The following is a 12,449-nucleotide window of genomic DNA, read 5'->3' as shown; positions in this document are numbered from 1 at the left end:
TTGAATACCCCATTTTCAGCCCTTACCTGTTTAAATTCACCTCTTTGTGTTGATTCTACTTGTTCGCCTAAAAGATATCAAATGGGTTCTATAAATTTTGATACCGAAAAGAGGACTTTTCAAACATCCTCTAAAGCATCACCTATTTGATGGTGAGTGTCGATCTATTTATTGAGTAGACTTATCCGTTCTAAATCCACAGTAAAGCTATCCAAGTTTTTATACCGACAATTCCATCAGCTTGCAATTTCTTAGATGTTTGGAAACTAACAATTGCATTTTTAACTGAATCAGAAAAATGCCCATCAATGGCATCAGTGTATAATCCAATATCTTTTAATTGCTGTTGTAATTGTTTTACTCTTAGCCCATAATCTCCTAACTGCAATCCATTAAATCTATTCAAATCGGCTCGACCACTAACACCAGTTACACCAGAGATATCACCTGCATATTGATGGATTAGATATTGCCCCTGCCAAGCGCTAGGAATACTTGGGTTTTGGGTTCCATAGTGGGCAATCCATAATGGATAATTACCAAAATCAGATGGATTGCCAATTTCTTGCCAAAAACTGGGGAAGGTGTAAATGATTGGCTTAATTGGTTTTTTCGTTTGTTGTAAAAGGGCTTTTTCAACCTCTGCTAACCACTGTTTGGCTGCATTAATTACAGTTTGGCTATTTCCTTTGTCAGTTACCTCTACATCCAAAACTGGTGGTAAGTCTCCGGGTTCTAATTGCCCCAAAGTTTTTAAGAATTCCTTCGCTTGCTGAACTGGGTCAGATGTATGGGGGTGAAAGAAATGATAAGCACCCCGAATAATACCAACAGTTTTCATAGTCTGCCAGTGATGAGCAAAAGCAGAGTCTTTAATGCTAACTCCTTCTGTAGCTTTGACAAACGCAAAGGTTTTACCAGAGTTTTTTACAGCCGTCCAATCTACTCTGCCGTCTTGATCGGCAACATCAATTCCTTGCATAAAATTCTTAACCTTTTTGAACAGTACAATACTGGACTTATCAGAGGCTCTAATTAAATTTATGCTATTTCTGGGTCTTTTAGTAAATTACATAAATTTACTAGGGTTGAGTGGTAACAGCTTGCACCGGAGTCACTCTGACTTTGCCTGTACAAGGCTTGATTTCTTGTGTGACGGTCAAGTGCTGGTAAGCATTAGGAGGCGTGATTTCAATCTTACTAGAGATTGGGCAGTTTTGCTGTGGCGAACTAATGTGGTTGTATGCTAACTGAAATGAGGCTTGTTTTCCAGGAGCTAGAGTTACTTGTTGTCGAGGTTGCTTACTTGAAAAGTAAGTGTCCTTGGAACGGATAACTTTAACCCCTTCCAAAGGTTGGCCTTTTGCATCCAGTAGTGCCAATCCTGGATAACCGTAGAGGGTGCAAGGGGATGAGGTATTATTGGTGAAGGCGTAGGTGAGGGCAACATTCCCAACACCAGCATCTTCGGAGACTCGGCGGACTGACAATTGGTTAGTTTCACAGCGCGGCGGATTTGTGGCAATAGTGGCTTCAGGGGTAGAGTTGTCTGTAGCTTTTCCAGTCGGTGTAGGTGTTGAGGTCAACGCAGCTTCTTTCGTGGGCTGTTCAGTGATTGCTGGTAAGGCTTGCGTCTGTTTGGTAACAGAGGGAGAACCGACACAGCCAGTTGTTATCGCAGTCAGGAGCAACAACATACTGCTTTTTATAATTAGAATTCGCATATCTCTTTTTTTGTAGTGAACTACTTACACTGATGCTTCATATACAGTATAAGTTTCCAAATTCACGACTTATCCTCAATCACCAATGTAGACTCAGATGTGCGCCCAAATTCTTCTGGTGCATATTGCAGGTGAACTTCTGCACCAGGCCAAGAAAATGTCCCAGGGGTGACAGAACGAACTAAGTAGTGGAGACTATAAACTCCTGGTTCTAGGTGGTCGGCGTAGGCGATAATGCGATCGCTATACACATTCTTAAACCCAAGTTCCCAGCTATCGGCTTTTGCTTGTAATGCAGCTGTGGTAGTTTGAAAACTCGCATCCACCGCCTCAAACCCTGCTGGTAATGGATCTTTTATTACTATACGATCGACGCTGCGATCGGCGATGATTTCTAAACCAATATCAAACACCTGCCCAGAGGCTAAAGTCAAGGGTTTATCGAAAGCGTAAATCCCTGTTTTTTGTAAAATTTTATCTTGATTTACTTGACTAATTGCTCGCGTTATACGTAACCCGTTAAATCTACCTGGTTGATTTCCTTGCAAGCGATAATTATAAGCAACCAGATAGTGCAAAGTCCCATTACCTGATTTTTCCAGCGTTAAATCATTACGACCGCGAGGTAATTGATTCATCGGCACATTAACTTGTAAGCTAGGATTTTTGTAGCCATCAAAGCGATTTTCTCCTAATTTCTTACCAGCTAATTGCACAGTGGCAACAAAATTCGGTGGTGTTGATTGCAGTTGACTATAATCTACCAAAGCTGTTAACGCTTGGGCATTGTTATAGCTAGTTTGCCATGTACCATCCCGGCGCAGTGCGAGAAGACTTTGGAATAACTTATCTATAACTTCGGGTTTACTTTGTTTGGCAATAAATAAGCGTAAAGCTTCCGCCTGTGTCGCGGTAGATGAACTCATCCATCCCCAACTAGGTGGTAAACTTACAACTGCTGTACGACCAGTTTCATAGATATTCTGTTGCAGCTTGTTTACTAATTGTTGAGATTCCTTTTGCCATTCTGGGAATTGAGATAAGTATCGCGCTAGTTTAATTTGAGTTACTAAATCAAAATTATTGCGCTGTTCATTAATATCTGTGAGGAAAGTATTGCGTTTATCTCCCAATTCTGCTAATGCGATTAAAGCATTGAGTTGCAGTTGCCTTTTACAGAGTAGTTGTTTGCAAAAATCATATTCTCCAGGATTCGCTAGAACTTTTTGCAAATAAGCTTTCAGGCGAGACAGCATTCCAGAATCGGCTAAATTAGGGAATACTTGACTGGCTTTAGCCAAAGATTCACCCGCATAAGAAGAAACCCAAGGGTCGGATTTTTCTTGTCCAGGGAAAGCAGCAAAACCGCCATCGGCTATTTGGAGTTTTTGTAATTTTTCAATTGCTTGATTTCCCTGTTGGCTAGGATTAAATTCTGCAAATGTTTGACCATATTTTTGGGCGATAGTTTGCAAATTAGCCGCAATTATTAATTGACTCGCTGCCGGTTCTGTGAATGGCAAATCATTATCTTCTAGAACTTGCTTTGCTGGTGCTTGAATCTCCGGTATCAAAGTACTCGCTAACTGAATATCTAAACCTCCCGCATCAGGGAAGGTATTTTTATCAACATTCAGGGGAATTTTTACCTGTTTTTCGGTGACACCAGTTTCAACGACTTGTTCTGTAATTTCAATTGGCTTAATTTCGAAAGGTACTTCAAAAGCGTCTGCGGCTGTACCATTTAGTTGAGTGGTAAAGCGAACTTTAGCAACTCCGACGCTATCAGCCACCATTGGAAAGCGATAAGCGTGAGTTGCGGATTCAGCTTTGGTTTGCAAAGAATTTGCTGTGGGGTTTTTGTCTGCAAACTTCACATTACCGCTAAGTTCGCCATTAATTGAGAGATTTCCTGGATTCCCGGTGTTGTTAGTTACAGATAAACCGGCAAGGATGCGATCGCCTGGACGGGCAAATTGTGGCAAGATGGCATTAGTTAGCAGTGGTTTTGTGGTGATAAACGTCGCGTCTCCATTCCCAAAACGCAGATTTCCATCGGTGGCCACAGCCATCACCCGCCATGTAGTTAAGTCATCCGGCAATTTAAAGGTTATCTGTGCATTACCATTTGCATCGGTAAGAACAGAAGCGTTGTAGTAAGCTAAGGCTTTAAAATCGGTGCGAGTGCGAGTATTAGCTGCACCAGTTGAGAAACCACCACCATAACCCCAACCTTTTGGTTTAGCTACATCTTGCGGTTGTAATATTACATCTGGACGATTATCGCTAAAGCGGGTAGATATTGTCTGTTCTGCATAAACTGTATCTACCAAATCTGGTGGACGATAACCAGAAAGTTGTAACACGGCTTCATTTACCACCATGACTGTAAACTGTCCTTTGGTGGGATTTCCTTGATTATCTTTCAATTCCAGTTGTACTGTTTCTTCTGCACCAGGTTCTAATGATGTTTGCACTGGCTTAACTTGCAGTTTTAAATACTTATCTTCTAAGTTGACTTTAAAAGGTGTAAAACCAATCTTCACCAAGTTATCTAAACTTCCTGGTTCCACTTGGCTTATGGGTTTACCTTGCCTGACTAAAATAGCTTCAATGGCTGCATTTGGCAGCATTTCTGGCGTAACTTGAAACTGAATTTGTGGTGCGCTTCCCTGAATTTTGGTAACTTGCTGATAAAGGGGTTTGTCTTTAATCACAGCAAAGTACAATTCTGCATCTGGATAGGGGGATTGAATTAGTACAGTAGCCGTTTCACCAGGTTTAAACTCTTGTTTATCTAGCTTAACCTCTAAGACATCTTTTTCTCTCGAACCCCAAAATACTGGATTTTCTCCAGTTGCCCAAATTTGTAAATCTGTGGCACTTAATTCTGATTTTGCATCACTAAAATTAACTCTAATCCGGTATGAACCAGATTCTGGTGCTGTCAAATTTACCGATTGCGGACTGCTAGCAGATGTAATTTCTGCTTGTCCGACTGTTTTATATTCAACTTGATTTTTTGGCGTTCGGCTACCTTCAACTAATTGGGTGACGCTACTATATTTAATCTCTTGTAATTCCAGGCGCACTCGTTGACCTGTTATCGCTTTTCCTGTAGGGTCGGTAACAACCACATCAATAGGGAAAGCTTTTCCCGCATCAGTAACAAAATTACTTTTTAACCCAATTAGACGATTACTCGGTAAAGCTGTAAAAGTTTTAGAATTGGCTACAGATAAATTAGAAACATCTGCAACTTGCACATCTACTTGGTAAGTCATAGGATATGGTAAATCATTAGCCACACTCACAGTTTGACTACTTTTACCATTAGCATCTAGCTGGGCACTAGTTTGTAACACATCACTAGATGTACTAGGAGATTCTTCTGGCCATAACCACTGCCGACCAAAAGTAAATTCGTCCCAACCCTTGGGAATAAAATTAGCTTGTTGGCGAGTAATAAAGTATTTCGCTTCTCCACCTTCTACAGGCGCACCAAATAAATAATTACTAGTAGCATTAATATCAACTTTATCGTCAATGTAAGCAAATTCTTTATCTAAGTTGAGTTCGACTTTAAAATTGGGTGGCTTAAACTCAGCTACCCGAAATTCTCCAGAAAGTTCTTGTCCATTCTTTCCCTTCGCCTGGATTGTATGGTAGCCTAAGCGCTGAGTAGTTTTAATTGGCAATTCCAGAGAAAACGTGCCAAATTCATTTGTAGTTTGCGTACCTAAGTTGGTCTTTTGCCCATCAGGATTTACCAAAGTTAATTGGTAAACGGCATTTTTATCTTGCTGAATTGTGCCATTTTGTAAGAAGCCAGCAAACCCAGTAAACCAAGCTTTTTCGCCTGGTTGATATAACTGTCTGTCTGAAAAAATTACGCCGCGTGATTCTGGCTTACTATCTTGCCAACCTGCATCAATACCGTAGCCATAAACGCCGCTATACTCTTCGGTTCTAGCGAATGCCCAATCTTGGTTTTCACGGGCAATTACTAATAATTGCGGTGATTTACTAGAACTCTCATTTCCAGAATAACATTGCTGTAATCCTTCCCGAACAATTCTAAAAATTCCATTTTCATCAGTTTTACCAGTTGCACAAGGGACAGGTTCGGGGCGAGATTTGGCTTGTAATTTTGATTGATAAATTTCCACAGTAGCCGCTTGAACTGGCGAACCATCTGTCAGATGATTGACGCGAATTAAGCCTGATTCAGGAAACCACTGAGTAAATACGCCCAAATTTGTCAATTCAACCATGCCATAAGTTGTTGGTTCTCGCCACAGTTCCTTACCATTCTCCTGATATTTATTAGTGCGGGCTTGCACTCCATAAGCTAACATTCCCGTCGCTGCATTTATTTTTTCCCGCAGAGGAACAGCAATATCAACTGATTGATTTTTCTTACCCGATACCTTGAAGCTTTGCCAATCAGAAGGTTGGGGTAATAAATCATTACTATTATTAAAATAAACTAAATCTGTTGGTTTAACTGCTCGATAAGCTGCTTTGTATTTAGATTCTGGTAGATTTCCCGTACTAATATTTAGCTGTAAATTTTTATCTGTGGGGAAAATATTCAAATCTGATGGTACCCAGATATCCCCAGCTAAATCTCCAGTATCATATTTAAGGGTGACGGGTTTACCCAAAGTCTGACCGAACTTATCTTTGAGATTTGCGCCAATAGTAATTGTATAAGTTTTGGCAGGTTCTAGTGCATAAGGATTGATGCCGACAACTTTATCTTCATCATTTATTTGGATGATTCTTGAAATATCTTTTGGTGCTGGATTAATAGTAATACTTTCTTTAGCTGAATCTGGTAGTAAGACGTTATTAAATTCTAGCTGAGGACTGCCTTTAATAAATCTTCCATAAGTGCCACCTGAATCTGGCTGTCCGTAAAAGTTAATTTTCTGAAATGCTAAAGGGGAATAAGTTACTAACTTACTGGCAAATTCTTTCTCTGTAGGGAGATTGCCATAAGCAGGACGTATTCCGGGAGAAAAGACTAGGCGATAAGGGGTTGCTTTTTCGAGATTTTGCTGTGGAATGAGATTATAAATCCAATTGCGGGCTGAAGGGTCAAATTTCTCTAACGGGTCTTCTTCATTTTTTACTGGTTTTTCTTCTTTATTTAATTCGACTTTGAAGCCTACACCCTTATTTTGCCCTTGAGTAATTAACTGTAAATGTTCTTGTACAGAAGCTAAATTTAATTCTACGTTGGAAGTAAATTGTAGCTTTTGTTGTAAATCAATTGGTTCGATATCACCCTTTTCGATGGGATTGACACCTGGTAAATTAGTTAGGCTGATAGATTCCGTATTGAAAGTCCAAGGTAAATCTTTATCTAGCTGATGATTTTTTAAATCGGCTAAACCTGCTTTGAGAGTAACTTGAAATCTTGTGGCTATTGGCAATGCTTTCTCAGCTTGAAAACCCACCATGCGCGGTGTCAAAAAGCGAAATTGACCGGGTAAAGGCGGCCAAACTGCAAATTTTTCTAATAGTCTCTGCTGTTCTGGACTGTCGAGACTTTCAACTGGGATTAAAGCTTCTTTAAAACGGATGCGGATTTGGTTGAGAGGTTTTGCATCGCCAATGGGACTTATTTGTTCAATCCAGTCTGGCAATTTTGGTGGTGTGAGTGGGGATACTGCTGGGAGTTGTTCTTTAGTTGAGTTGATACTAAAAAAATTACACCCTGTCATCGCTAGCATGAATGTAAAGAGAAGAAGAAATTGTATTCTTCTCTTGTGGCGTGAGGAATGGGTAATTTTTTTTAACGTAGACGCTTTGGCTTGCCGCAGGCTACTGCGAAGGACGCGAAGGAAGAAATAGAGAATTTTATGAGGGAAACTGAGTAAAATTCTGATAATCATCTTTTTTAGTAATTCAAAATAAAAAATTTACAGATTATAGCAAGTAAAATTTTGCATTACCTCATTGAGTTGGTAATGCCAACACTAATAAAGGATGCCAGGCAACTATTTTTTACCCAGAATTTTGATTTAACTATGTTTATTTACATAGATAACCAATGCCGTGTGATTGTTCCGAAAAATCACTACAATTCTTAACTATTAATAAGTATTTTAAGTTCTGCAAATATTAATTTACATATGCTAAGTGATTTCAAATAAATTATTAAGGATTTGACATATTTACTGATATAGATGTAATCGCTGCGTCAAAATTAAGGTAAGTTTTCTTGGGCAGGGATTCCCTGATGAAACTAATTTTACGATCGCTACTCCAAATAAAGCACAGTATCAAAGTTATCCTGGCTGTGCTAGTAATCTGCCTAATTATCCGCTTACTACCTTATTTTGCGCCCGTTCGGGCCGCAGATATTGCCCAAAATCAACTGGCAATGCAATTTAGCGATCGCAATGGTTTACCATTAGGAACATTGCTCACTCGTGACCAAGAACATACATCAGTAGTCCCGCTAAATCAAGTTTCGCCCCAGTTTATCCATGCCATTTTAGCCGCCGAAGATGGCAGCTTTTACCATCATGGGGCGTTGGATATGAAAGCTGTTATCCGCGCCAGCAAAGAAGCCATTCACGCGAAACGAATTGTTTCCGGCGCTTCTACTATTACTATGCAGTTGGCGCGGATGTTAGATCCTGTGCCGCGCAGCTTCTCTGGTAAACTGAGTGAAATTTGGCTATCTTGGCGGTTAGCAGCAGGGATGAATAAAGATGAAATTCTCTCTGCATATATTAATCGGCTGCCAATGGGCGGGAATATATATGGTGTGGAAGCAGCCGCGCAGACTTATTTTTCTATCCCAGCGAGTGAGTTAAATTTTGCCCAAGCTAGTTTGTTGGCCGCTATCCCTAATAATCCTACATACTTTAACCCTTATGAACATTGGGAACGGTTGAAGCAGCGACAAAAATACGTCCTTAATCGGATGGTAGAGGAAAAATATATTAGTAGTGCGAACTCAACCCGAACCCACACCGAAAAAGTTGTGTTTCAGTCTCGCCCACGGGGAATTATCGCCGCACCACACTTTCTATTTTGGTTAGCCAATCAAATCCCCCCAACCCCCCTTGAAAAGCAGGGCTGGGGGGATAAATCTGTTATTCGCACAACTATAAATCGCCCTTTACAGCAGTTTATCGAAGCACAGGCGCAACAGGTAATTTCCTCACTCGCCGCTAACAATGTCCACGATGCGGCTGCGTTGGTAATTGACAATCATACTGGTGAAGTTTTGGCTTATGTTGGTTCGCCTGATTATTTTAACGAAGCTAAATTAGGACGCAATGATGGAGTGCAAGCGCTACGTCAACCAGGTTCTACCCTCAAACCTTTTGTCTATGAATTAGCTTTAGAAAAAGGTGTAATTCGGCCAAATACCATTTTAGCAGATGTCCCCGCCCGTTATGCAATTCCCGGTGCGAGACTTTATAGCCCAACCGATTACACCGAAAAGTTTCTTGGGCCTGTGCGGGTGCGAATCGCCTTAGCAAATTCGTTGAATGTACCCGCAGTCAGGGTGTTAGAAAAAGTAGGTGTGGAAACTTTCTTAGAACGACTGCATCAACTCGGATTTGAACATCTCAATCAAACCCCAGAACATTACGGTTTAGGTTTGACTCTAGGTAGTGGCGAAGTCAGTTTATGGGAATTAGCCCATGCTTACGTTACTATCGCACGATTTGGAGAAGCTACTCCTTTATTGACCACATTTTCCGATTCCCCAATCCAAAATCTAAGTTGCAGTGGAAGCTCACCAAATGTACGATGTAAAATCCCAGATTCGACCACAATATGGCAACTAATCACTAACATTCTCAGTGATAATCATGCTCGTGCAACAGCCTTTGGTGTAGACTCTGTGTTAAATTTACCCTTTCCTGTTGCTGTTAAAACTGGCACTTCTTCCAATTTTCGGGATACTTGGACAGTTGGCTTCACCACAGATTACACCGTCGCTACTTGGGTAGGCAATTTTAACGGCGAACCGATGCGACAAGTTTCAGGTGTGACAGGGGCTGCACCTTTGTGGAATCGGATTATGTTACACCTGCACGAACATCAAGAGCCAGCAGCTTTTCCATCTCCAGAAGGTTTAGTGCAATTACCTGTTTGTGCAATTTCGGGGTTACGACCGACACCAGATTGTACCTCAGTGGTGCAGGAATATTTCTACCCAGAAGATAAAATTGCCTACGAAGGTGATAATCAATTTAATTTACCACCAGAGTATGACGAGTGGTTGGCAAAACAACAACAATCAAGTTTTGTTTCTAGCAATTTCAGAATTTTATCTCCCCATCATGGCGATTTATTCTTACTATATCCAGGTGAAAAAGCGAAGCAAAAACTTGAATTTAAGCTAGCGGGAAATAAATCTGTGCCTGTTGAATGGTGGCTAAATGGCGAAAAGTTAGATACAAATTCAGCTAATTCTTTATTTTGGAATTTGCGTCCGGGTAAGTGGACTTTGGAAGCAAGAAGCGGAGAAATGAACGATAAGGTAAGTTTTCAGGTGGAATTAGCTAGTATTAAACCTACGCGTCGGGGTTTTTCTATTAGTAATTCTCAGGTAAAGGGAAATCGCCCATAATTAAATAGCAAGAGAATGCAATACTATAGGACATTGATTAAAAAAGGCAGGGATTACCTGCCTAGTTCCGTTAAACAGTTTGATGAGCTAACTATTACAGATCGTATTGACAAAGATATTGCAAGATTATGTCAAAGGTGTGACCACAAATAATATATCTGTTCCGGCAATTAATGTAAGCTTGACCACAGGCGTAGACTTCCTGATCTGAAAAACTTTTTACCTTTTTTCATCTCGCCACAAAGCAATACCGCCTAATAAACCAGTGATATTGGGGATGAGTTTCACATTTAACGGTAACAGGAAATTCACTCTCACAGCTTCACCACCACCAATGTAAAGGTAATCATAATTGAACAGATGTTGCAAGGATGCGATCGCCTTTTCTAAACGCCTATTCCATCTTTTATCACCAATTTTTTCTAACTCTGCACGCCCTAACTGCTGCTCAAAAGTCTCTCCTTTGCGAAACGGATGATGCCCCATTTCCATATTTGGTACTAGCTTTCCGTCTACAAATAAAGCCGAACCAAACCCTGTACCCAGAGTAATCACCAGTTCTACACCTTTACCTGCGATCGCACCAAACCCTTGCATATCTGCATCATTAATCACCCGTACAGGTTTATTTAAATGTTTTAATAATGCTGTTTCCAAATCAAATCCAATCCAATCTGGATGTAAGTTTACCGCCGTTTCTGTGACTCCACACCGCACCACACCAGGAAAACCGACCGAAACGCGATGAAATTCACCTTGAGCCGCAGCTAAGACAACAATTGCATTAATTACAACCTCTGGTGTAGCAGGTTGAGGTGTATCTAAACGCGCTCTTTCTGTTACAGGAGTCCCCGTAATATCTAAAACCATAGCTTTAACGCCACTACCACCAATATCAACCGATAGGGTACGAATCGATCCATTTTCTTCAACCATTGAGTTACATCCTTGTTAATGCTTGTTCTTTCGTTATTATGCTCTGCTGTATCCCAATAAGATCGGATATTTGGAGAGTCTTTAGATTGAGGGGAGTGGGGGAGAAATAAGCAATGTCCAATGCTGGTAAGTTACCTGTACCTTGGGTGCAAGTTATTCAAGATATTTACACCTATTGACAACCACAGTTTAGTATTGCTGAGTCCTAAGTAGATAAGAGCAAAGTTAAAAATCCAATACATTTAGACGCGCGACAACATTCAGATTTGCTAATGTAGAGATAATAGAAAGATTACTGGCGTAGCTGCTGAAAATCTATCGGGTAACAAATTTCTATTAAAAGTAATATTAAGAGAAATAATTATGACGGCCTTTGAACCTCAAAGCATCCGCTCTTATAGCCAAGAAGATGCACACCAAATTCTGCACTTAGCGATCGCTCGTCAAGCTAATGACAAAGATACAGAATTTTCTTACGAGCAGATATTAGAAATTGCTGCCGAGTTAGAAATTTCACCTGATTCTTTAAAATTAGCTGAACGCGATTGGCTATTACAACAAGGTCAAGTTCAACAACGAAGAGCTTTTGACGCTTACCGCATCAGAAGATTTCAGAAAAGTTTAGGTAACTACGCAATCCTGAATGGCTTTTTTATACTGCTTGATTTAATTACTGGTGGTGGAATTTCTTGGTCGTTGTACATTTTGCTATTCTGCGGATTACCTGTAGGGCTGGATGTCTGGAATACCTTTCAAGTCAAAGGTGAAGAGTATGAAATGGCATTCCAGAAGTGGAATCGTAAGCATGAGATTAAGAAAACCATCAGCACCGTTTTGAATAAGTGGTTTAAGGCATTACAGGTTTAGTCGATTTGCTTGCGTATAAGCTCGTCGTAGATAGTAGATATAGGACTTCACCCAACAGTTGCGCCCCAATCCCTCTTAACTAGATTGGGTATTTTCTGCTGCAAGTGCGTAAATCCCAAGATAAAGTTTTTTCTGAAAGTACTTTACAAAACGCAATAAATTATTTAAGATGTGTAACAGGTAGTCAAACCTACCTAATTCATCCACAAATAACCGCATTTATAAAACAATGACAGCAACCTTACAACGCCGCGAAAGCGCCAACGTATGGGATAGATTCTGTGAGTGGATCACCAGCACCAACAACCGGATTT

6 protein-coding genes are annotated in these 12,449 nt (G+C 40.4%); 2 read left to right on the top strand and 4 right to left on the bottom strand.

Annotation, left to right across the window (positions count from 1 at the left end):
* Nucleotides 1–190: 190 nt before the first annotated feature.
* From V7K55_RS01540 to V7K55_RS01530, 3 genes are all read right to left on the bottom strand, one after another.
* The gene (locus V7K55_RS01540) at nt 191–982 is read right to left on the bottom strand and encodes a GH25 family lysozyme (protein WP_334827477.1); all 792 of its coding nucleotides are present in this window, start codon (nt 980–982) and stop codon (nt 191–193) included.
* A gap of 100 nt (nt 983–1,082) precedes the next feature.
* On the bottom strand, nt 1,083–1,724 hold the full coding sequence (locus V7K55_RS01535; RefSeq protein WP_334827475.1) for a DUF4232 domain-containing protein: 642 nt from the start codon (nt 1,722–1,724) through the stop codon (nt 1,083–1,085).
* A gap of 62 nt (nt 1,725–1,786) precedes the next feature.
* Nucleotides 1,787–7,465, bottom strand: coding sequence for an alpha-2-macroglobulin family protein (locus V7K55_RS01530; RefSeq protein WP_442949055.1), 5,679 nt, complete (start codon nt 7,463–7,465; stop codon nt 1,787–1,789).
* 509 nt (nt 7,466–7,974) lie between these two features.
* Between V7K55_RS01530 and pbpC the strand changes: the two genes are divergently transcribed.
* Nucleotides 7,975–10,332 carry a penicillin-binding protein 1C gene (pbpC, locus tag V7K55_RS01525; RefSeq protein ID WP_334827470.1) on the top strand — a complete coding sequence of 786 codons (2,358 nt, stop codon included), beginning with the start codon at nt 7,975–7,977 and terminating at the stop codon, nt 10,330–10,332.
* A 219-nt stretch (nt 10,333–10,551) separates the two neighbouring features.
* On the opposite strand, the gene V7K55_RS01520 is transcribed toward pbpC, so the two are convergent.
* On the bottom strand, nt 10,552–11,268 hold the full coding sequence (locus V7K55_RS01520) for an ROK family protein (protein WP_334827468.1): 717 nt from the start codon (nt 11,266–11,268) through the stop codon (nt 10,552–10,554).
* A gap of 363 nt (nt 11,269–11,631) precedes the next feature.
* Between V7K55_RS01520 and V7K55_RS01515 the strand changes: the two genes are divergently transcribed.
* On the top strand, nt 11,632–12,135 hold the full coding sequence (locus V7K55_RS01515) for a 2TM domain-containing protein (RefSeq protein ID WP_334827466.1): 504 nt from the start codon (nt 11,632–11,634) through the stop codon (nt 12,133–12,135).
* Nucleotides 12,136–12,449: the final 314 nt, after the last annotated feature.

The organism is Nostoc sp. (assembly GCF_036919895.1).
Lineage (GTDB): Bacteria > Cyanobacteriota > Cyanobacteriia > Cyanobacteriales > Nostocaceae > Nostoc.
This window is presented reverse-complemented; position numbering and strand designations above follow the sequence as displayed.

Coding starts and splice junctions, on each gene's coding strand:
- V7K55_RS01520 (WP_334827468.1), bottom strand. CDS start 11,268: ATGGTTGAAGAAAATGGATCGATTCGTACCCTATCGGTTGATATTGGT.
- pbpC (WP_334827470.1), top strand. CDS start 7,975: ATGAAACTAATTTTACGATCGCTACTCCAAATAAAGCACAGTATCAAA.
- V7K55_RS01535 (WP_334827475.1), bottom strand. CDS start 1,724: ATGCGAATTCTAATTATAAAAAGCAGTATGTTGTTGCTCCTGACTGCG.
- V7K55_RS01540 (WP_334827477.1), bottom strand. CDS start 982: ATGCAAGGAATTGATGTTGCCGATCAAGACGGCAGAGTAGATTGGACG.
- V7K55_RS01530 (WP_442949055.1), bottom strand. CDS start 7,465: ATGCTAGCGATGACAGGGTGTAATTTTTTTAGTATCAACTCAACTAAA.
- V7K55_RS01515 (WP_334827466.1), top strand. CDS start 11,632: ATGACGGCCTTTGAACCTCAAAGCATCCGCTCTTATAGCCAAGAAGAT.